Genomic DNA, 24,256 nt, shown 5'->3' with positions numbered 1-24,256 from the left:
TTCAGTGACCCTCGTTGTCCGTGTTGCGACCGGCACCGTCATCGAATGACAGGCGAATGTGCTCTGCGGCGGCCTCCATGCCGAGGGAGCCGCTCAGGTAGTCGTCGAGGAGGTCGTCGATCGACGCATCCGCCGTGCCGGGCTCCGCGTCCGAGGCCTCGCCCCGCGCCCCCTCGATCTCCTTCTCCGCGATCCAGTACCGCTCCCGGGCGAAGGGGTAGGCCGGCAGGGGGACGACGCGTGCCGTGCGCCCCGGGTGGAGGCTGCGCCAGTCGAGCGCGAAGCCGTTCACCCACAGGTCGAGCACCTTCGTGTACTTCCCCCTGGCGATCCAGGTCTCGACGATCGCGCTCATGTCGTCGTCCTCGGTGAGCGCGGAGAGCGCCCGGTCACCGCGCCTGGCCCGGCCGCGGTGCAGCCCCTCGGTCCGCTCCGGGCGGTCCAGGAAGCCCTCAAGTACGTCCTTCAGTTCGCCGAGAGAGGCGACGACCGTCCCGAGCCGCTCGGGCATGGCCTCGCGCCCGGTCTGCAGGGTGTACGCCACGTCGGTGACGGACACTCCGGCCCGCTCACCCTTCGGCAGCCAGCGCAGCAGCGCGCTCGCCTGCTCCCGCAGCCGCTCCTCGTCCTGGGCGGAGAGGACGACCACGGCGGGGACGTTCGCCTGTACTTCCTCGCGCGACGGCTCCTTCGGCGTGTACTCCTCGATCACCACATGGGCGTTGGCGCCGCCCGCGCCGAAGGACGAGACGCCGGCCCGGCGCGGCACCTCGTGGGTGACGCCGTCGAGGGTGACGACCGGCTGCTTCCAGTCGGCCCGCTCGCGCTGGACCACGAACGGCGTCGAGCCGAAGTCGATATGCGGGTTCAGCTCGTCGGCGTGCAGGCTGGGGGCGAGTTCACCGTGCTGCAGCTGCAGCACGACCTTGAAGACGCCCGCGATGCCCGCCGCGGCCTCGGCGTGGCCGATGTTGCTCTTGACCGAGCCGATCGCGCAGTACCCGACGTCCTGGGTGTCGGCGGAGAACGCCCGGGTCAGGCCGTTGATCTCGATCGGGTCCCCCAGCGCCGTACCGGTGCCGTGGGCCTCGACGTAGCTGATGGTGCGCGCGTCGACGCCCGCCCGGTCGAGAGCCTGGCGCACGACCTTCCCCTGTGCCACCGGGTTCGGCACGGTGTAACCGTTGGTCCTGCCGCCGTGGTTGATGCTCGTCCCGCGGATCACGGCACGGATGTGGTCGCCGTCCCGCTCGGCGTCTTCGAGGCGCTTGAGGACGAGCGCACCGACACCCTCACCGGGCACGAAGCCGTTCCCCCCGCGCCCGAAGCTGCGGCACTCGTCCCCGTCCGCGAGCATCTGCAGGTTGCACAGGTTGAGATAGCTCGACGGGTGCAGGTAGAGGTTCACTCCGCCGGTCACGGCCAGCTCGCAGTCGTCCCGCAGCAGGTGCTCGCACGCCTCGTGCAGCGCCGTGAGCGACGAGGAGCACAGCGTGTCCACCGGCATGCTCGGGCCGTTCAGGTTCAGCCTGTACGAGACGCGGTTGGCCGCCGAGCCGAACGAGGTGTACGGGTACGCCGTGTCGCCGCTGCGCCACCGCTCCGGACCGTACAGGCCGTGCCCGGTGCGGGTGATGCCGACGAAGACACCGACCCGGCCGTCGTGCTCCCGCTCGATACGGGCCCGGGTGTAGCCCGCATCCTCGAACGCCTTCCACGCCTCCTGCAGGAACAGTCGCTCCTGCGGGTCGATCTCCACGGCCTCGTTGGGCGTCATCTCGAAGAACAGCGGGTCGAATTCGGCGAAGCCTTCGACGAAGCCGCCCCACTTGCTGTAGCTCTTGCCCTCCGCGGCTGCCTTCTCCTTGTCGGGCTCGAAGAAGCCGTCGAGTGCCCACCGGTCGGCGGGTATCTCGGTGATGGAGCTGCGTCCAGCGCGGAGGTTCTCCCAGTACGCGTCGAGGGTGTCGGCCTGCGGGAAGCGCGCACTCATGCCGACGATCGCGATGTCGCCGGTCCGCACCGGCGCCGCCGCGGGTTCCGGCCGCACGGTGACGACGGGCTCGGGGGCCGGCACGGGGGCCGGGGCCGGCGAGGCGGCCGGGGCCTGGGCCGGCGCGGAACCCTGGTCAGGAGCGGCCTCCGGCACGGGGCCCGCCTCCTGTGCGAGGCCGACGGCCCGTGCGACGGCATCGCTCTGCCGGGTGACGAAGTGCTCGGTGAGCGCCTCGATCGTGCGGTACTCGAAGAAGAGCGTGCTGCTGACCTCTCCCATGTCGTGCTTGAGGTTGTTCAGGAGCTGGAGGATGAGGATCGAGTCGATGCCGTAGGCGGACAGCGGCTCCTTGGCGTCGATGGACTCCACCGGGATCAGCAGGGTCCGCGCGACCATGCCCTTCAGATAGGACCGCACCGCGTCCCTGAGCGCCGCCTCGTCCACACGGGCGGGCTGCTGCTCCATGGGGGGCGCGGGCTGCGTCCCGCCCGGTACGGCGTCCTGCGTCCGGGCCGGCGTCGCGGACCCGGAGCGCGGCTCTTCCCCGTGGGCCTGGCGGACGACGCCGTCGCTGAAGCCGACGACGACCTGCTGGCCGAGCGTGTGCGCGTCCCGTGCGGGGAACTCGACGCCGTCGAAGCCCTCCCATTCCAGGACGGACTGCCACATGCGGGGCTCCAGGCCGGGGCCTCCGGCATCGCGCAGCTCGGGGTCGTCGTACAGCCACCAGCCGTCCAGCAGCGCGAACGTCAGCATGCCGAACACGGTGTAGCCGTCGATCTCGTTGACGACGACGGCGCCGCCGGGCCGCAGCAGGGCCTTGCTGTTGCGCAGCGACTCCCGGATGTCCTTCGTCGCGTGGAGCACGTTGGTCGCGATGACGAGGTCGTACGCCCCCTCTTCGAACCCCTGCTCCGCAACCGGCCGGCCCGCGTCGAAGGTCTGACAGCGCAGGAACGGGTTCTCCGCGCCGAACTCCCGCTGCCCGTGGATGAGGAAGGCCCTGGAGAGGTCGGTGTAGCAGTACTCGCCGATGTGCCCGGCGTACGGGTGCAGCCGGCGCATGAGCGTCGCGGTGGTGCCGCCCGTTCCCGCGCCCACCTCCAGGATCCGGAACTTCGCGTCCGGGTCCTCGGCAAGGCGGCGCTCGACCAGTGCGGCAGTGCAGTCGCCGACGACGTCGTTGAAGTAGTCGGCGATCATGTTCCGCTTGTAGATACCCTCCACGAGGTCCAGGGAGGAGCCGGGGAAGATGACGTCGACGGCGGGGGTCCTGCCGGTGAGGATGTCGGTCAGCGCGCGGAGGGTCTTGTCGACCAGGCCGACCGACGCGCTGAGCTCCGGGTCGGCGAGCCAGGTGCGCTTGCCGCGCTCCCACTCGGCCGCGGTCTCTGCCGCGTCGAGCGGGTTCCCGGCGGCGGCGCGATAGCCGGAATCCGTCGTCACCAGGTAGCCCTGGCGCACGAACAGCTCCACGGTCTCCCGCAGCCAGCGGTCGTACTTGCCGATGACGCCGTTGGCCCGCTGGAAGGACGACACGTCGAAGACCCGGTCGCCGATCCAGCCCCGGCCGTGCAGCTCGCACCAGAGCAGCTTGGCCAGCAGCGCGTCGAGCTCCCGCAGCCTGGCCTTCGCCCGCGTCTCCACGGTCTCCAACGCGTCCTTGCGCGAGGGGAGTTCGGTGTGGAGCGCGCCGTGCGTCCGCGCGGCGGGGCTGAACACGCGGACCGTCTCGTGGCCCGCGTAGGCCTCGAACCGCTCCGGCTTGCTGGTGTTGAGGTAGACGGCCTGCCCGATCGGGGCGGCCAGCAGCCGCTCGACCGCGTCCATCGCGAGCGTGGGGTCGATGTCACCCAGGCCCTCGCGCTGATAGATGCGCTCCCGGACGTGCTGCGGAACGTCGAGTCCGCTGCCGACGGCGCCCCAGTACCCCCAGTTGACCACCTTGACGGCGTACGGGCGCTCGGCGGACAGGCGGCCCGCGAGGGCGTCCTCGAAGGTGTTGCCGGCCACGTAACTGCAGTAGCCCATGGTCGGGTTGACCGACGCGATCGAGGAGAAGAAGAGCATGAAGTCGAGCCCGTCGGCGTCGAAGACCTCCGCCATCCGCACGCTGGCGTCGACCTTGGCGCTCAGGCCCTGCCTGAACTGCTCCTCGCTCGTGTTGGGCAGGCTCTGGTCCACCAGGCCGAAGACCGACTGGACCACGCCGTGGACCGTGCCGAAGCGCTCCTTCACCTTCGCGTAGGCGGCGCGGAGGGAGGCGGGGTCGGAGGCGTCCGCCGAGAGGTACCACGGCGCGCGGCCGAGGGCGCCCAGCCTGTCGATCTTCTCCTGGACGGCGCTGTCCGGCTCCCGGCGGCCGATCCAGACCACCTGGGCGTCACAGCGCCGGATCACGTCCTCGCTCCAGAGCGCGCCGATGCCACCGGCACCGCCGAGGACGACGTACACGCCGCCCGTCCGGTACGGGGTCCTGGCCGGCGCGGGCAGCTCCGTCCGGGACAGGCGCTGGCGGAACCACTGTCCGTTGCGCAGCGCACGCACCGGCTGCGCGGCCGCACCCAGCAGGGCACGCACGGGAGCGGGCTCGGCCGCGCCGAGGTCGAAGGACTTCACCCTCCAGTCGGGCAGTTCCTTCGCCATCACGGCGGCCAGGCCGAGCACGGCCGCGTCGGCGGGGTGCACGGGCTCGCCCCGGAGCACGGGCTGGGTCTGGCGGGTCAGGACGGTCCAGGTCAGCTCCTCGCTGCCGTAGCCCAGCGCGAACAGCGCCTGCGTCAGCCGGAAGAACGTGACCACTCCGGCGTCGACGCGCCGCAGCAGCGCGTCGGACTCACCGCTGTCGCCGGCCCGCGAGATCCACACGACGTGCTCGACCGTGCCGATACGGCGGAGCGCCGCGGTGAGCTCGTCGACGCTGCGCATGCTGTCGTCGGTGAGGAAGTGCGGTGCGGTGCACGCGGCCGTGACGGCGGCGTGCTCGGTGGCGTCTCCCCCGACGACCACGACATTGCCCCGGAGGGGGAGGTCGGTGGTCTGAGCGGGGCCGCTGTCCCTCACCCACAGCGGTACGAGCGTGAGGTGGCCGGCGTCCTGCGCGCCCGCGGCTGGCGCGGGGGCGGAGGCAGAGGCGGAGGCAGAGGCGGAGGCAGAGGCGGAGGCAGAGGCAGAGGTGGTGGTGGCAGGAGCGGTGACGGGGGGCCGCACCGCCACGGAGTTCTCGGGCAGCCAGTAGCGCTGCCGCCGGAAGGGGTACGTCGGCAGCGGGACGCGCCCGTGGGCGCCCGCCGCGAAGAGCCGCGCGTACTCCAGCTCGTAGCCCTGCAGGTACAGGTCGCGGATGGCTTCGAGGTGCTCGACACGGGTCGCCCCGACCGCGCCGTCGGCGCACTCCCGTACACAGGAGTTGCCGAACTGTTCCAGGGACGCCTGCGGGCGCGGAGCCCGCTCCGTGAGGTCCGCGACGCGCACGTGCTCGTCGCGGCCGTCCGCGAGCCACTCGCCCAGCCGTGCCACCAGCTCGGCGGTGTCCCGGGCGACGCAGGCGAGGCGGACGGGGCAGTGCCTGCGGCCCAGGAGCAGCGTCAGGCTGACGTCGCCCGGATCGGTGTCCGGGTGGCTGCGCAGATGGTCGATCAACTGCGCGGCCTGGTCGTGCAGTTGGTCGCGTGAGAGGGCGGAGAGCACCACTAGGTGGCCGGGGACCCGCTGCGCGGCGCGCCGCGGCGCGCGTACGGCCTCCTCGATCACCAGGTGGGCGTTGGTGCCACTGAAGCCGAACGAGCTCAGCGCCGCGAGCCGCCTGCCGCCCGGCTCGACGGTCCAGTCCCGGTGGACCGTGTTCACGTAGAACGGGCTGCCTTCGAAGGCGATGTGGGCGTTGCCCTGCTCGAAGTGGAGGGACCGCGGCAGCTCGCGGTGCTGCATGGCGAGCAGGACCTTGATCAGGCCCGCCACTCCGGAAGCCGGCGCCGCGTGCCCGATGTTGGTCTTGACCGACCCGATCGCGCAGTACTCCTGTTTGTCGGTGTAGCTGCGGAACGCCCGGGTCAGCGCCTGGAACTCGATCGGGTCCCCGAGCTTGGTGCCGGTGCCGTGGGCCTCGACCAGCTGGATGTCGGCCGGGTCGACGCCGAAGGTGTCGTACACCGCGCGTTCGAGGCGCTCCTGCGACTTCGCGCTGGGAGCCGTGATGCCGTTGGAGGTCCCGTCCTGGTTCAGGCCCGAGGCGCGCACCACACCGTGGATGTGGTCACCGTCGGCGAGGGCGTCCCGCAGGCGCTTGAGCACGACCATGCCGACGCCCTCACCGGGAACGAAGCCGTCCGCCCGCTCGTCGAAGGTGTGGCACTGCCCCGTCCCGGAGAGCATGCCGGCCTTGTGGGCCGCCAGGTAGTAGTCGGGCGAACACTGCACCGAGACCCCACCAGCCAGGGCCAGTCCCACCTCACCGGCGCGCAGCGCCTGGCATGCGAGATGGATGGCGACGAGGGAGCCGGAGCACGCCGTGTCGACGGCGATGGCGGGACCCTGCAGGTCGAGGTAGTAGGAGACGCGGGCCGGGATGATCGCCTCCGCGTTGCCCCACATGGCCTGCGCGGGGGCGTCCTCCGCGGGCGCGGTCAGGTAGTCGCTGACCTGCGTGCCGATGTAGACGCCGCAGGACCGGCCGTGGACTCCCTCCCCGGCATAGCCGGCATCCTCCAGCGCCTTCCAGGACTCCTCCAGCACCATGCGCTGCTGCGGGTCCATGTAGGTCGCCTCGATACCGGAGACCTGGAAGAACATCGGGTCGAACTGGTCGATGTCGTCCATGAGCGAGGCGTACCGGGGGTAGTCGGCGCCCGGCGGCACATACGTCGAGAGGTCCCAGCGGTCGATCTCGCCGACGAGGCTGTGGCCGTCGGCGATGTGCTGCCACAGCTGGCCGACGTTCTTCGCGGTGCCGAACTTCCCGCTCATGCCGATGATCGCGACCGGTTCCGTGGACGGGTTCGCGACCGGCTCCCCGACGGCCTCCGCGACCGGCTCCGCGGGCAGGTCCGCGACCGGCTCGGATCGGCCGGCGGGCATGGGCTCCCGCGGCGCGGCGGGGCCCTGCTCCGTCGTGAGGGACGGGGCCAGTTCATGGCGGTGGTGCTCCACCACGTACCGCGCCAGAGCGCGCACCGAGCTGTGATCGAACAGGTCCGTGGCCGTGAGGGAGATGCCGAGGACGGAGTTCAGATCCTGCGTCAGTTCGACGCCGAGGATGGAGTCGACGCCGTAGTCCGCGAACGCGTCCTCCTCGGAGATCTCGCCGCGGTCCAGGCCGAGAGAGCTCTGGACCCGGGCGATGATCACGTCCCTGACCCGCGCCTCCGTGGCCAGGGCCGGTGCCGGTGCCGGTGCCGGTGCCGGTGCCGGTGATGCGTCCCCGCTGGCACGCGCCGGCAGTGCACGCGCCTGTTCCGGGAAGGCGTCGGCCACATAGTCCGCGAGCCGGCGCACCGAGCTGTGATCGAACAGGTCCGTGCTCACCAGCACCCCGCCCAGAACGGCGTTGAGGTCCTGGATCAGCTGCACCCCGAGGATGGAGTCCACGCCGTAGTCCGCGAACGCGTCCTCCTCGTGGATCTCGCTGGCGGCAAGCCCCAGGGACTGCTGGATCTGTGCGGTGATCGCGCGCTGCACCCGCGCCCGTACGTCGCCCTCACTTTCTTCCCGGGGTGCGGCCACGGGGGCGGCGGTCTGCGTGCCCGCCCGCGGTTGCGCGGACGCGTCGCGGGGCGGGCGCGCCACGGCGCCGGTGCGGGCCACCACGATCTGGTGGCCGAACTCGTGAACGGCGGCAGCGGGGAAGGAGACGGCGGCGAAGCCCTCCTCCTCCAGCACCCGCCGCCAGCCGGCGGGCGCGAGGCCGGGGCAGCCGTCGATCCGCAGCTCGGCGTCCTGGTGGAGCCACCAGCCGTCGAGCAGACCGAAGGTCAGGTGGAGGAAGAGGGTGCGCGTCGCCAGTTCGTTCAGGACGAGTTCGCCGTCCGCGCCCAGGAGCGCCTCGGCGTGGCGGACGGCCGCCCGCACGTCGCGCGTGGCGTGCAGGACGTTGGTGGCGATGACGATGTCGTAGCCGCCCTCGCGCAGGCCCTGCCCGGCGGGCCCCCGCTCCACGTCGAAGAGCCCGAACCGCAGGTACGGGTACGCGGCCCCGAACTCCTTCTCCCCCTTGAGCAGGAAGTACTTCGATACGTCGGTGAAGCGGTACTCCGCCACGCTGTCCCGGTACGGCGCGAGCCTGCGCAGCACCTTCTCGCTGGTGCCGCCCGTGCCCGAGCCGATCTCGAGGATCCGGACGCGGCGGGCGGGGTCCTGGCCGAGCAGGGCCGCCACCCGGGCCGCCACCACGTCCGCCGTGATCTCGTTCATGGCGTCGGCGCTGTCGCAGTCGCGGTAGATGCCCTGGACGAGGGACATGGACGAGCCGGGGAAGATGACGTCCGTCGCGGCCTTGTGACCCGCGAGGACCTTCGGGCCCTCACGGAGCGCCGGGTCGAGGATGTTGACGTAGGGGTTGGTGCCGTTGCTCTCCCGGCACAGGGACTCCCAGCGCCGCCATACGGTGTCGCGGTCGGCGGGTGCCTTGCCGGTCGGCGTGTAGCGGTCGGCGTCGTACTCCACGTAGCCGTGCTCGGCCAGGATGCGCAGGCTGACGTCCAGCCAGCTGTCGTAGCCGCCACCCGGTTCGAGGGCCGCCCTGAGTTCGGCGAGGGACCCGCCGCCCTCCCGCTTCATCCCGAGGGTCTGCAGCTGTGTGAACAGGAGCTCGCAGAGCAGTTCGTCGTCGAAGCCCCGGGCGCTGCCGGAGTCGGCGGCGATGCGCCGCAGGTGGCGTTCGTCCGCGTCGGCGGCCACGGACGTCCCCCGTGCGGCCCGCTTCGGTGCGGCGGCCGTGGTCTTCTCCAGGGCGAGCTGGTCGAACGGCCCGCGGAGCAGGACGTCCAGCGCCGCCATGCCCTCGGCCGGCTCGATGGATCCGATGCCGCTCTGCTCCATCCGGCGGTGGTAGGCGTCCGAAGCGACGACTCCGACGCTGCCCCAGTACCCCCAGTTCATCACCTTCACGGTGGCGGGCCGGCTCTGCTGCAGGAGCCGGGCGAAGGCGTCCTTGAAGACGCAGCCGCAGACGTAGTTGCTCTGCCCCGCGGACTTCTGGAACGAGTTGAGCGAGGAGAAGAACAGCACGAAGTCCAGCGGCTCGCCCGCGAAGACCTGTGCCATCCGGACACTCACGTCGACCTTCGCGCGCACGGCGGCCTTGAAGCGGTCCTCCGTCATCCGCGCCACGCTCTGGTCGAGCAGGGCGATGGCGGAGTGGACGACGCCGTGGATCTCGGGGAAGCGCGCCTTGATCCGGGCGACGGCTCCCGCGAGGGACTCCCGGTCCGTGGCGTCGGCCTGCAGGTACCACGGGGCGGGCCCCAGGAGGGCGAGCTCGTCGATCCTGGCCCGGATCGCCTCGTCCTCGGGGCGGCGGCCGATCCAGACCACCTGCGCCCGGTAGGTACGCACGACATGCTCGGTCCACGCCGCTCCGAGACCTCCCGCGCCGCCGATGACCACGTAGACGCCGCCGTGCTTGTACGGCGTGCCGTCGTCGCGGCCCGCCGCGTCGGCCCGCACGGGGACCAGGGTCTGGCGGTACCAGCGTCCGCCGCGGTGAGCCCAGGTGCTCGCGGACGGCTCGTCCGGCAGGGCGAGCGCCTCGCGCAGGACGTCCTCCCGCAGCTCCCCGACGTCGGCGAGGCGTATCCGCCACCGCGGGTTCTCCTTCGCCAGGGACCCCACGAGCCCGTGGACTCCGGCGTGCGTCGGGTCGACGCGGTCGGCGTCGTCGACGAACTGGCTGCGGACCGTGACGGCGGTCCACTCCAGGGCACGTTTCTCGTAGCCGAGGGCGAGGAGGGCCTTGGCCAGGCGGAAGCCCGCGTACGCACCCTCCTCCTGCTTCTCGACCAGGGACTCGCTCTCCGGCCCGACAGGCCTGCCGCCGCTCGCGATCCACACGACGTGGTCGTACGCCGTGCCGCCGCGGGCGAGCCGTGCCCGGAGTCCGTCGACGGTGTCACCGGCCCGGAGCAGCAGCATGTCCACGCCCTCGTGCTCCGTGAGAACGGAGGCCAGCGTGTCCGCGTCGTCGCCCACGAGCAGCGTCCGCCCGCCGGGGCCGCGCTGCGCCCGCGGGCGGAACGCCGGCTGCGTCTGCTCCCAGCTCGGCCGCAGCAACGTCAGCTCCCCTTCGGCGGACGCCGGGGACGGGACGGGAGCGGGCAGTGGCGGGGCCTGACGGCTGGCGGGGCGCGTGCTGAAGGCCCTGATGCGCACGCTGACGTTGCCCTGGGCGTCGCACAGGTCGACATCGAGCTTCTCGCCGCGCTGCCCGTCAGCGCGGTCCGTGCGCCTGATCCACGCCCACATGGTCGGTGCGAAGGGGCCCACTATCTCCAACTCCTGCATGGCATAAGGCAGTTGGGGGCCTTCAGTCGTGTCGAGCAGGCCGATGGACGCCTGCAGCGCGGCGTCGAGCAGGCTGGGGTGCAGCACGAACCGCTCCGTGCCGTGCTCCGCCGCGGCCGGCAGGGCGAGTTCGGCGAGAACCTGCGTCTCGCCCACGAAGAGCCGCACGAGGCCCTGGAAGGCCGGTCCGTACTGGATGCCCTTGCGCCGGTAGGAGGCGTACGCCTCGGCGGCGGCCGTCTCGTACGCGTCGCACTCGGCCCTGAGCCGTGCCAGGTCGAGCGGGGCCCGGGGGCCGGTGTCGCCGACAACGATGCGCCCCTGGCTGTGGACGGCCTGCCCGCCGTCGGCCGGTGCCAGGATGCGGTAGCGCGCTCCGTCGCCGCCGTCCGGCTCGTCGAGGTCGACATGCACGTCGACCGGGCTGTCGCCCACCTTGACCGGCCGCATCCACACGACGTCCCGGATCGACACGCCTGCCGCGCGCCCGCCCCGGTCCTGCCGCGCGGCATCGTGCGCGGCGCGGGCCATCTCCAGGTGGCCCACGCCCGGGAAGACCTTCTCCCCTGCGACGACGTGGTCGCGGAGGAAGAACTCCTGCCCGGTGAACGTCGCGCCCAGGTGCTGTCCCGCGTCCGCGCCCAGCCGCGTCCTGGGAGCCTGGGTCAGGAACGGGTGACCCTGATCGGCCGCGCGGGGTGCCGCCGGCCGCTGCGCCGCGTCCTGCTGCCACAGGCGCTTCCTGGTGAAGGGGTAGCCGGGCAGGGAGACCGGGTGGACGCGCGTGCCGCCGAACAGCCTGCGCCATGCGAGGTCGTACCCCTGGCAGTAGACCTTCCCGACGGCGCGCAGCGCCTCCTCGAAGGCCGCGGTGTCATGGTGCAGCAGGGCCGCCTGGTCCAGCAGGTCGTTGCCGGCCTGCCGTACCTCGTCCCGCTGGACGAAGCCCTTGGGCACCCGTCCCGAGAAGACACCGGGGTCCTGCCCGTCGCCGGCCCACCGGCGCAGCAGACGCAGCGCTTCCGCGGTGTCGCGGGCCACCACCGCGCAGCGGTGCTGGAAGTGCGGCCGCCCGTCGAGCAGGGTCGCGCCGATCTCGCGCAGGTCGTGCGTGCGGGTGGCGTCCTCCAGGAAGTCGACCAGATCGGCGACCCGCTGCCGCAGCGACTCCTCGGACTTGGCCGACAGGGCAAGGAGGTGGGCGGGCTGCGCAGCGGCCTCGGCCTGGTTCTTCACCGGATGACTCTCCACAACCATGTGTGCGTTGGTGCCGCTCATGCCGAACGAGCTCAGGGCGGCGACGCGCCTGCGCCCGGCGGCCTCGGGCCACGGCCGGTTCTCCTTGTTGACGAAGAACGGGCTGTTCTTCCAGGCGATGTAGTCGTTCTCCTGCTCGCAGTGCAGGCTCGCCGGGATGGTCTCGTGCCGCAGGGCCTGGATGATCCCGATCAGGCTGACGAGTCCGGACGCGGCGAGCGTGTGCCCGACGTTCGGCTTGACCGAGGTCAGCGCGCAGTACCGCTGCTTGTCGGTGAAGGTCCGGAAGGCGTCGTTGAGCGCGTTCACCTCGACGGGGTCGCCGAGCCGGGTGCCGGTCCCGTGGGCGACCACGTACTCGATGTCCGCCGGGTCCACCCCGTGTCGCCGGTACGCGGAGCGCAGCAGTTCCACCTGGGCGTCGCCGTTGGGAGCCGTGATGCCGTTGGACCTGCCGTCGTAGTTGATGCCGCTGGCGCGGATGACGCCGTGGATCCGGTCGCCGTCGGCGACGGCCGCCGAGAGCCGCTTCAGGACGACGACCCCGACGGCCTCGCTGAGGACCATGCCGTCGGCCCGCTTGTCGAAGGCGTAGGTGACGCCGTCCTTGGACAGCATCCCGGCCTGCTCGGTGCGGGTGAGCAGCTGCGACGTCGTGATCAGGCTGACACCGGCGGCGAGGGCGGTCTCACACTCGCCGTTGCGGATGCTGGCGCACGCCTGATGGGCCGCCACGAGCCCCGAGGAGCACGCGGTGTTGATGGCCATCGCGGGGCCGCTGAGATCGAGGAAGTAGGAGAGGCGTGCGGCGAGGATGCCGTCGTGGTTGGCGGTGAGGCCGCCCGGCCCCTGGGTCAGGTCGTCGTAGTCGCCCTGCTCGACGCCCACGAACATGCCGACCTTGCGTGTCGCCGCCGGCGTCCAGCCGGCGTCCTCCAGCGCCCGCCACGACTCCTGCAGGAGCAGCCGCTGGCGGGGGTCCAGGCCCTGCGCCTCCTTGGGTGAGATCTCGAAGAACAGCGGGTCGAACTCGTCGGGACCGGACAGCTGGCCGACACGGAACGCGCCGAACGGGCTGTCCTGGGGCTCTCCCCACAGAGCGAGGCGCTCGCGGCTGACGGGGGTCACCACGTCACGGCCCTCCACGAGGACGGACCACAGCTCGTCCACGTCGTTCGCGCCGGGGAAGCGGCCACTCATGCCGATGACGGCGATGGCGTCGCTGTCCTCCGCGTCCTCGGCGTCCTCGGCGTCCTCCACGGACGACGCCGAGGGCAGCGGCTGGGCGTCCGGGACGGTCCCGGCCGCCTCGGTACGGGTTGCGTCGCCGGCACCGGCGCTGTCGCCGTGCCCCTCGTGATCACCGTCGCTGTCGGCGTCGGCGTCGGCGTAGAACGAAGCGAGGAGATCCTCGTGCTCGGCGGCCAGGTACGCCCTCAGCTTCTTCAGCGTGGAGTGGCTGTAGAAGAGCGCGGGCGTCACCTCGATGCCGTAGTGCTTGCCGAGCCGGGACGCGAGGTCGGCGAGGCTCACCGAGTCGTAGCCGTAGTCGGAGAGGTTGTCGTCCTCGTAGAGCTTGTCGGGGGAGACGTTGACGACGCGGCTGACGATCTCCTTGAGGTCGTGGTCCAGGCGTTCCGCCAGACTCGGTCCCCGCACTTCGGCCCGGACCCGGGCGCCCGCGGGAGCGGCCTGCCGCGCCGCGGCCACAGCAGGCCGGGACGACTGGGAAGGCCGGGCCGGCCGCGGCTGCGGCTGCGGCTGCGGCTGCGGCTGCGGCTGCGAAAGACCGAGGAAGCGCGCCACCCTGTCCGGCTTGCCGACCAGGATCATGTGCTGGGTGGCCTCCTGGGACAGCAGCTGCTCGAACAGCGCGATGCCGTCCCGCGTCTCCAGGAAGTCCTGGCCGCTCGAGCGCAGCAGCATCGTGGTCGTGTCGCGGTCGAAGCCCATTCCTCCCTCGCGCCACAGCGGCCAGTTGACCACCACGGTCCGGCCCGGCAGCCGGCCCGCGTCCACCTGCGCGTCGCGATGGGCGGCGTACGCCATCTGGAAGCGGTTGCCGACCGCGTAGTCGCAGGTTCCGAAGTCGCCGATCACGGCGGAGGTCGAAGAGAAGTAGCAGACGAAGTCGAGGTCCTGGCCCGCGAGGGCCTCGTCGAGGACGAGCGTGCCGCGGATCTTGGGAGCGAGGATGTCCTCGAAGTCACCCAGGTCCTTCCTGAGGACGCTGCCTTCGCCCTGGACACCGGCCGCGTGGACGACGCCGTGCAGGGAGCCGAAGCGTTCGCGCGCCTGTGCCACGACGTTCTTCATGTCCTGCGCGTCGCAGACGTCCGCCTGCACGTACAGGGCCTGCGTCCCGGCGGCGGTGAGGCCGCGGAGCATGTCCTGCCGCGCCCCGTCCAGCGGGGAGCGCCCGGTCAGGACGAGGTTCGCCCCGTAGTTCTCGGCGAGGTGCCGGGCGACGATCATCCCGAGGCCGCCGCAGCCGCCCGTGACGAGGTAGGTGCCACCCCGCCTGAGGACGCCCGGACCGTCGGTGAGGACGGCGGGACGGACGCGGCTGACGAAACGCCGGCCCTCGCGGTAGAGGGCGCTGACGGCCTTCTCCCGGCGCAGCTCGGCGAGGAGCCGCTCGATCCACGCGGCCGTTCCGGCGGGACGCTGCGGGTCCGCGAGGTCCTGCAGCACGGCCGTGACCGACAGCTTCGGCATCACGAGGCCCAGGGAGCGCTCGAAGCCGATGTGCGCCTCAAGGAGCGCGCGTTCGATGCCGTCGCGGTAGTTCCCCGCGATCACGAAGCGTCGCGCGGGGATCCCGGACTCGGCGACCGCCTGGAGGGTGAGGACGACATCGCTGAAGTCGTCGCCGACCGAACCGGCCTCGAGCGCCCCGAGGCTGACGATGGCGTCGATGTCCGGCCCGCTCGCCGCGATGTCACGGAACGCGTCCAGGTAGTCCTGGGCCGCGCCGCCGCGCGCCTGGTACGAGTCCGGGGCGATCTTCCGGTAGGCGTCCCCCCGGCCGATGAAGACCACGCGCACACCGGGGCAGGCCGCCCGCACTGCACGGGCGACCTCGGCCCGGCGCACCGTCCCGGTGCACAGGAAGACGATTCCGCCGGGCTCCTGTGCCGTCTGAGCGCCCAGTTCCTCGGGCTCCCAGCCCTCGACGAAGGCGAGCGGCCTGGCCTGCTCCTCGGCCCCCGCGGCGGGTCCGAGCCCGGCCACGGCGGTCTGCGGGGCCGCGGGGAGCGGCCGGGGAGCCGGTGCCTCGAGCGCCGGGGGCGCGTCGAGCCAGTGCCGTTCCCGCGCGAACGGGTAGGTCGGCAGGGAGATGCGGCGCGGTTCGGCACCGCGGTCGATGGCCTCCCAGTCGAGGGCGAGGCCCTTGACCCAGAGCTCCGCCAGCTTCTCGTACCTGCCGCGCTCCAGCCACCTCCGCACCAGCTCCCGCATCTCGTCGTCGGCTTCGAGGAGGGCGACGCTGTCCTTGTGCCCGCGCACCCCGGCGTGGAACACCCCCTCGGCGTCCTCCTCGCCGTCGAGGAACGCCCGCAGCTTCCGGCGCAGTGTGTCCTGGCCGTCGGCGATCAGGGCGAGGCGCTCCTCCATGGCCTCGCGGCCGACCTGGAGCGTGTACGCGATGTCCGCGAGGTCGGCGTCACGGCCCTGTTCCGACAGCCACGTCAGGAGTGCCTCCGCCTTCTCCCGCAGCCGCTCGCCGTCCTTCGCCGACAGGACCACGAGCTGCGGCTGCCCGGTCGGCTCCGGGCGCGCGAGCCGCTCCGACGAGGGGACGTACTCCTCGATGATCACGTGGGCGATGGCGCCGTGAGCACCGAACGACGAGACGCCTGCCATCCTGGGCAGCGTCCGCGTGACGCCGTCGACCGTGCGCGTGGGCCGCGTCCACGGCTCCAGCTTCTGCTGGACGTAGAACGGGGTGTTCGCGAAGTCGATGTACGGGTTCAGCCGCTCGGAGTGGAGCGAGGGCACCAGCTTCCCGTGCCGCATCTGCAGCAGCACCTTGGTGACGGCGACGATGCCGGCCGCACCCTCCAGGTGGCCGATGTTCGACTTGACCGACCCGATGGCGCAGTACTGCTTCTTGTCGGTGTGCTTGCGGAACGCCCGGCTCAGACCGGTGATCTCGATCGGGTCGCCGAGCGAGGTGCCGGTGCCGTGGCCCTCGATGTAGCTGATGTCCTCGGGCGAGACGCCCGCGTCCGCCAGCGCGGCCGTGACCATGTCCGCCTGGGCCAGCGGATTGGGCACGGTCATGCCGTTGGTCTTGCCACCGTGAACGGTGGCCACGCCGCGGATCACACCGTGGATGTGGTCCCCGTCCGCGACGGCCTGGTCGAGGGACTTGAGCAGGACGCAGCCCACGCCCTCACCGGGAACGTAGCCGGTGCCGCCCTCGCCGAAGGAACGGCAGCGTCCGTCCTCGGCGAAGAAGTTCATCTGGCTCAGGGACACGTACTTGTTGGGGTGCAGCGACAGGTTCGCGCCACCGGCGAAGGCCAGCGACGAGGTGCCGTTCCTGATGCTCTCGACCGCCATGGCGATGGCGTAGAGCGACGACGAGCACGCGGTGTCGACGGTCAGGCTCTGCCCGTGCAGGTTGAAGAAGTACGAAACGGCGTTGGAGGCGGCCGCGCGGTCGGAGAGGACGACGTCCTGGCCGCTGTAGAGCTGGTACTCGTTCCACATCATGCCCAGGTAGACCCCGACCTTGCGGGCCTTGTCCGGACTGAGGGTCTTGCGGGTGTACCCGGCGTCCTCCATGGCCTCCCAGGCGGCCTGCAGGAACAGGCGGCTCTGCGGGTCGGTCAGCGCTGCCTGGTTCGGGGACATGTTGAAGAACAGGGCGTCGAAGTTCTCGGCGCCGTCGATGAAGCCGCCCCACTTGCTGTTGGTCTTGCCGGGTGTCTTCTCCGGGGCGTAGAACTCGTCCTTGTCCCAACGGTGCGGCGGGATCTCCTCGATGCAGTCCCCGCCGCGCGACAGGACCTGCCAGAACTCGTCGAGGTTCCAGGCCTTCGGGTAGCGGCCGCTGATGCCGATGATCGCCACGTCACGCGATCGGCCGGGGACCGGAACGGGGTCCTGCCCGGCACGTGCCGCGGGCGGGCGCGGCTCGGTGAACCGGGCCGGTGCGGTGAGCGGTTCAGCAGCGGAGGGGCGCTCCGGTGCGGCCTCGACCGCGGCGGCGCGCTCCACCTTGGCCGTCAGGCCGAGGAGTTCCGTGAGCCGCTGCGCCTGATGCTCCGTGAAGTACTCGGCCAGCTCGTCGATCGTGCGGTACTCGAAGAACAACGTCCCCGGAATGGACTCGAAGTCCTTCCCCAGAAGACGCATCAACTCCATGATCTGGATCGACTCGATGCCGTACTCACCCAGCTCCGCGGCGGCGTCGATACGCCCCTTCGGAATCCGGAAGACCTGCGACAACCGGTCCTTCAGGTACTCGACGGTCTTCGCGGACAACTCCTCCGCACCCACCCCGGCCGACGGCACCTCCGCAACCGTCACCCGGGCCTCGGCCGAAGGACGCACCTCTGCCGCCGGCGAGACCGCCCGCCGTGCCGCCGGCACCCCGGCCGTCAGGCCGAGGAGTTCCGTGAGCCGCTGCGCCTGATGCTCCGTGAAGTACTCGGCCAGCTCGTCGATCGTGCGGTACTCGAAGAACAACGTCCCCGGAATGGACTCGAAGTCCTTCCCCAGAAGACGCATCAACTCCATGATCTGGATCGACTCGATGCCGTACTCACCCAGCTCCGCGGCGGCGTCGATACGCCCCTTCGGAATCCGGAAGACCTGCGACAACCGGTCCTTCAGGTACTCGACGGTCTTCGCGGACAACTCCTCCGCACCCACCCCGGCCGACGGCACCTCCGCCGCGGGCCCCGGGGTCCGCACGGTCTCGACGAGCGTCGTGGTCTCGGCGGTCTCGGCCGTCTCGGCGGGCTTGGTGGTCTTCGCGGGCTTGGTGGTCTTGGCGCGGTCCGCTCCGGCGACGCGCAGCACCTTCTCGATCTTCTGGCGCTCGCCCTTGGTCACGACGACCTGTGTCTCGCCCGAGACCAGGATCCTCAGCAGCACCTGGATGCCCTCGGCGGTCTGCAGGCCGCGCATGCCCGAGTAGTCGTGGTAGAGGGTCTTCGAGGGGCCGTCCTCGGCGATGTCACCGAGCATGCCTCCCTCGTCCCAGTAGGGCCAGTTGATCGAGATGCTCCGGCCGTTGCGCTGGCCGTCGGCCCGCAGCGACTCGCGGTGGTGGGCGTAGGCGTCGAGGAACCGGTTGGCGGCGGCGTAGCTGCCCTGCCCGAAGTCGCCGACGTACGCGGCGATGGAAGAGAAGACCACGAAGAAGTCGAGCGGGTCCTGCCGCGTCAGCTCGTCCAGGTGGACGGTGCCGTGCAGCTTCGGCGCCAGAACGCGATCGAAGTCGGCCTGGTCCGCGTCCATGACACCGGTGCTGCCGACGATGCCCGCGCTGTGGAAGACGCCGTCCAGCGTGCCGAAGCGCTCCCGGGCGGCGTCGAGCGCCCCGCGTACGTCGTCGCGGTCGGCCACGTCGCAGGCCAGGTACAGGACCTCCGCGCCCGCCGCCTCCAACGCGGCGATCTTCTCCCGACGTTCGGTATCCGGCTGCCTGCGGCCGAGCAGCACGAGCTTGGCCCGGCACTGCTGCGCCAGGTACGTGCCGAGGTGCAGTCCCAGCGCACCGGCACCGCCGCTGACGAGGTAGACGCCCCCTTCCTTCAGGGGCAGCGCCGACGCCGTGGGCCGACCGGCACCGGTCCACGGTCGCAGGACCCGCTCCGAACGGACACCGTCGGCGTGCCGGATCTCGCGCCCGCCGCGCGAGGTGGCGCCCTCGGCCGTGCCGAGCTCCCGCAGCACGCCGTCGACGACGGCGCCGGCGCCCTGTGCGGCGTCGATCTGGAGGCTGTTCATCCGGAACAGGTGGTTGACCGGCGGCATGGCACGGGCGAACCCGGAGAGCGCCTCCGCCGCCACCCGGCCGAGCCCCTGCTCGCCGGAGAGGACGGACAGGTGCTGGATCTCGCGCTCGACGCCGGTCCTGTGCACCGCCCGGAAGAGGTGCAGCAGACTTCCGAGACCGACCGTGAGGTCGGACGACGCCGTCGTCAGCGGCCAGAGGTCGACGATCGCGTGCGGCAGCTGCCCACGCTCGTCCAGGGTGCGCAGCAGCCGGTCGAAGTCCGCGGCGCTGCGCCGGTCGACGCTGAACAGCTCCGGGCCCAGCTCCTCGAAGGCCGCCCCGGTCCGCACCCGGACGGTGCGGCCCGCGTGCGCCGACGCGAACTCGGCCGTGCGCGCCTCGTCGTCGTCGAGGACGAGCAGGGTCCGCTCCGCCCCGTCGGCCGCGGACCGCGCCGGCCCGCTGGCCTCGTCGGCCGCTTCGGTCCAGCGCGGGACATAGAGGTGCAGTTCGTCGTCCTTCTTGGCCGCGAACTCCTTGAAGACGAGACCGGTGGCCCGCACGCACTCCGCGCCGCTCTCGTCGCAGATCGCGAGGTTGACGCTCACAGCGCCGTCCCGCGCGATCCGGTGGATCGTGGCATGGCAGTACGACAGGCTCGGTATCGGCGCGAACACGACGAGCTCTTCGAGGCTGAACGGAATCCTCAGGACGCCGTCCTGGTCCCCGATCCCCCGCAACGTGTTGAGCGCCGCGTCGAAGAGCGAGGGGTGCATGGTGAACGAGGGGAACTCGTCCTCCAGGCCGTCGCCGAGCACGATCCTCGCCAGCGCCTCGGTCTCACCGCAGTAGAGCGTCTCGATGGCCTGGAACGTCTCGCCGTAGGCGAAGCCGAGCTCCCGGAAGCTCGCGAAGATCTCCGCGTTCTCCTTGCGGCCGGTGCACCGTGACTGGATCGCGGGGATGTCGATGCTGCCGCGCACCCGCCCCGGCTGGTCCGCGGCGTAGTTGGCCCGGCCCTGGGAGAAGACGGTCCGCTTGCCGTCGCTCTCGCTGTGGATGAGGTACTCGAGCGAGCCCTCCTTGAGCGGGGTCAGGCCGATGTCCACCGTCCTGGAGTCGTCCTCCATGACGACCGGGTGTCCCCAGATGATGTCCTGGAGTGTCACGGTGTCCGAGCCGGAGGACAGCCGTGCGGCGGTGTACGCCATCTCCATGTGGGCGACGCCCGGCAGCAGGATCTTCCCGTCGACGACGTGATCGCGCAGGAAGAACTCGTCCGTCGACAGGCGCTTGGCGAACCGCTGCCCGTGGAGCGTGGAGTTGTTGCTGTCGAGGAGCGGGTGCAGGGCCGCCGAGCGTGCGACGCCGCCCGGTGAGGCGGCCAGGGCGCGCGGCTCGCGGGACCGTCGGGCATCGGCCCAGTACGTCTCACGTGCGAAGGGGTAGCCGGGCAGCGACACGCACCGCGGCGGCCGGTCGCCGAACAGCCCCTCCCAGTCGAGCTCGTAGCCCTGACAGTAGAGGTCGGCCAGTGCTCGTATCGCGTTCTGGTACCTGCCCTGGTCGCCGACCGGCCCTTCGGCGCGCGCGATCAGCTCGTTGCCGTACTCGGTGAGGGCGACCTGGGGTTGGAAGTCCCTGCCGGACACGCCGCGGAAGACCTGGGGGGCCTTCTTGCCGTCGAGGACCTGCTGGAGCAGGTGCTCGGCCTCCTCGCGGGTGGCGGCGACCACCGCGCAGCGGTGCGCGAAGTGATGCCTGCCCCCGAGCAGCGTGGCGCTGATCCGCCCCAGCGGGGCCTCATCGGCTTCCCCGCCGCGGAGGAAGGCGAGCAGGTCCGCCGCCCGTGCCCGCAGCGCCTCGTCGGTCTTCGCGGACAGGGCAAGCAGGTAGGACGGCCGGGAAGCGGCGGTGGCGTCATACGGTTCGGCGTCGTAACCCTCCACGACGACATGGGCGTTCGTGCCGCTGATGCCGAAGGAGCTGACCGCGCCGACTCGCCTCTTGCCGGGCGTGCGCGGCCAGGGCCGCGTCTCCTTGTTGACGTAGAACGGGCTCTGCGCCCAGTCGATGTAGTCGCTCTCCCGCTCACAGTGCAGGCTCGCGGGCACCGCCTCGTGACGCAGTCCCTGGACCAGACCGATCAGGCTCACCACGCCCGAGGCGGCCAGGGTGTGCCCGACGTTCGTCTTGACCGAGGTCAGGGCGCAGTACTGCTTCTTGCCGGTGTACCGGCCGAAGACGCCGGCGAGCGCGTTCACCTCGATGGGGTCGCCCAGCCGTGTGCCGGTGCCGTGCGCCACCATGTGCTCGATCTCGGCCGGGTCGACGCCGAACCGCTCGTAGACGGAACCGAGCAGCGCGGCCTGCGAGGACTGGCTCGGCGCGGTGATGCCGTTGGTCCTGCCGTCGTAGTTGACGCCGCTGGCCTTGATCACAGCGTGCACGCGATCGCCGTCCGCCACCGCCTTCGACAGTCGCTTCAGAACGACGACGGCGACCGCCTCGGCCATCACCATGCCGTTGGCGCGCTGGTCGAAGGCGTGGCAGACGCCGTCGCCCGACAGCATTCCGGCCTGGGTGGCGTGTTCGAAGAACTGGGATCCCGCGAGGACGTTGACGCCCGCGGCCACGGCGGTGTCGCACTCGCCGGCGCGCAGGCTCAGGCTCGCCTGATGCACGGCGGCGAGGCCGGCCGAGCAGGCCGTGTTGATGCTGAGCACGGGACCGGAGAAGTTCAGGAAGTAGCCGAGGCGGGAGGCCAGGATTCCGTCGTGGCCGGAGGTGAGCGTCTCCTCGTCACCGATGAGGCGCTGGTAGTCACCCTGCTCGGCGCCGACGAACATGCCCATGGTGTTGTCCCGGAGCTTCTTCGCTCCGTAGCCGGCGTCCTCCAGGGCCCGCCATGCCTCCTGCAGCAGCAACCGCTGCCGCGGGTCCATGGCCTCGGCTTCCTTCGGGGAGATCTCGAAGAACAGCGGGTCGAACTCCGCCGCGCCGGGCAGCCAGCCGCCCCTGGCCTGGGCCGCGTCGCCCTGCGCCCGCCAGCTCTTCAGCCGGTCCGCGGGTATCGGTGCCACCGCCTCACGGCCCTCGGCGAGCAGATGCCAGAACTCCTCGACGGTGCGGGCCTGCGGGAAGCGTCCGCTCATGCCGATGATGGCGATGGCGTCGTCGGCCTCGACCGCGGGGTGCGCCGAGGGCACGGGCGCGGGGGCGGGGTCCTCGAACGCCTTGGCGGCCGTCTCCGCCGCGATGGTGCCCGCGTCGTCCGGGTACTTCAGCCGGACGGCGTCCGGGTACTCCTCGATCACGTGGTCCCGGATCATCTCGAGAGTGAAGTAGGTGTAGAACAGCGAGGGCGTGACATCGATCCCGAAGTGCTCGCTCACCCTGAGAGCCAGCTGTGTGTTGCCGACCGAGTCGAAGCCGAGGTCGGTCAGCCGGTCCTTGGGGTGCACTTCCTCCGCTGCGAGCTTCAGGACCTGGCCCGCGATGCTCTTGAGATCCGCCTCGACGCTCTCTTCGACGCCCAAACCTGCCCACTCCTCGTGGCGTGCGTTCCCGCTCATGTCCGTTGCCGGTACTTCGTGTTCGGCCGGTACCGCCGCCGGCAGCGTGTGGGCGGCATCCGGTGTGATCCAAAAACGCCGCCGGTCGAACGCGTAGGCCGGCAGACGGACCTTGCTCACCTGGACGGACGAGAAGAGGTCCGCCCAGGAGCGGCTCTCTCCCCCGGCGAAGGCTTCGGCCAGCGCCAGAAGGCGTTGCTCGTACTCATCCGCCGGCAAGTCCACGCCGACGTGAAAGGCGTCCGGGATCTCGGTCACCGGGGCTTCGGGCGGCTCCTGGCCTGCCGGGCGCGTCTGCGCGGCGGCCGGTCGGTCGTGGAAGCAGTTCCCGGCCTGGCCCGTCTCGAGCAGGCGGTGCAGCTTCACACGCAGTTCGTCGGCGCTGCGCACCACCAGGGCGGTCCTGCGGCCGAGGTGTCGGCGCCCGAGCAACAGAGTGGCACTGACGTCCATGAGGTCGATGCCGGGCTGATTCCGGTCGACCCACTCCGCCAGATCGCTGATGCGCCTCTCCAGCGCCGTCGTGGTCCTGGCGGACAGGCAGACGAGATAGGCCGGTCGCGGGTCGGGGGCGGTCCGCTCCCGGGGCGGCGCCTCCTCGAGGACGACGTGTGCGTTGGTGCCGCCGATACCGAACGAGCTGACGCCGCAGCGACGGGGAAGGGGCTCCCCCGTCTCCGACAGCAGCGGCTCCCAGTCGCTCGAGGAGCCGACGATGCGGAACGGGGTACCTTCCAGGTCGATCTGAGGATTCAGGTTCTGGAAGTCCGGCAGTCCCGGCAGGTGCTTGTGGTCCATCGCGAGCAGGGCCTTGAGGACTCCGGCGATCCCGGCCGCGGCCTCCAGATGGCCGATGTTCGGTTTCACCGAGCCCAGGCCGCAGTAGTTGGGCCGCCCGGCGGCCGCAGCCGCGCCGCGTGCCTTCCTGAAACCCTTCAGCAGGCCCTGGAACTCGACCGGGTCACCGGTCGGTGTGCCCGTGCCGTGCGCCTCCACGTAGCCGATGGTGTCCGGCGAGACGCCGGCCCGTTGCAGCGCGTCCGCGATGACCTGGGCCTGCGCCTCGTCGCTGGGGTGGGTCAGGGTGCGTGTTCTGCCGCTGTGGTTGGCGGCGCTGCCCTTGATGACACCGTGGATGCTGTCGCCGTCCCGCAGGGCGTCGGCCAGCGGCTTGAGCAGGACGAGTCCCGCGCCCTCGCCGCGCACATAGCCGTCGGCACGCTCGTCGAACGTCTTGCACGAGCCGGTGGGGGACAGCATCCCGGTCTTGGAGAAGGAAACGTTCCGGCCCGGGGTCAGGACGAGGTTGATCCCACCGGCGAGGGCGACGGCGCACTCGCCCTGGTTGAGTGACTGGACCGCCAGGTGAAGAGCGTGCAGGGACGCGGAGGACGCCGTGTCGACGACGACGCTGGGCCCGCGGAAGTCGAAGAAGTGGGAGATGCGATTGGCGATGACCGAGCCCGTGGTCCCCGTGGAGTGGTGGGCCGCCACCTCGCGGAGCTCTCGCTCCTGGAGCTCCTTGTAGTCCAGGCTGAACGAGCCGAGGAAGACACCGACTTCGCCGCCTGACAGCACGTCCGGGCGGACGGCGGCGTCTTCGAGGCAGGACCAGGCGAGCTCCAGCATGATGCGCTGCTGCGGGTCCATGCTCTCCGCCTCCAGCGGGGAGAGGCGGAAGAACGCCGCGTCGAAGGCGTCCACATCCTCGATGAAGGCACCCCATTTGCTGACGCTCATGTGCGTGCCGTCTGCGTGGCCGCCCTGTGGAGCACCTAACTCATGCCAGTCCCAACGGGCTCGGGGGACCTCACCGATATGGGATCGTCCCTCTTCTAGATTTTCCCAGAATTGGTGGTAGTCGAGTGCTCCGGGAAATCGACATGCCATACCGATGACGGCAACATCGTTGTCCTGCACGGAAAGCTCCCCCTGAGTGTCCCGGATATCCCGGCCGCGACGGGAAAAACCCAT

Annotated in this window: 1 protein-coding gene; it reads right to left on the bottom strand. The window is 71.2% G+C overall.

Annotated elements, in window-relative coordinates; genetic code table 11:
* Position 1 precedes the first annotated feature (1 nt).
* The gene (locus ACZ562_RS20650; protein ID WP_471181014.1) at positions 2-24,256 is read right to left on the bottom strand and encodes an SDR family NAD(P)-dependent oxidoreductase; all 24,255 of its coding nucleotides are present in this window, start codon (positions 24,254-24,256) and stop codon (positions 2-4) included.

Source organism: Streptomyces sp. NPDC040410 (assembly GCF_055595715.1).
This window is presented reverse-complemented; position numbering and strand designations above follow the sequence as displayed.

Bases quoted from the DNA above. Each gene is read 5' to 3' on its own strand.
- ACZ562_RS20650 (WP_471181014.1), bottom strand. From the start codon at position 24,256: ATGGGTTTTTCCCGTCGCGGCCGGGATATCCGGGACACTCAGGGGGAG.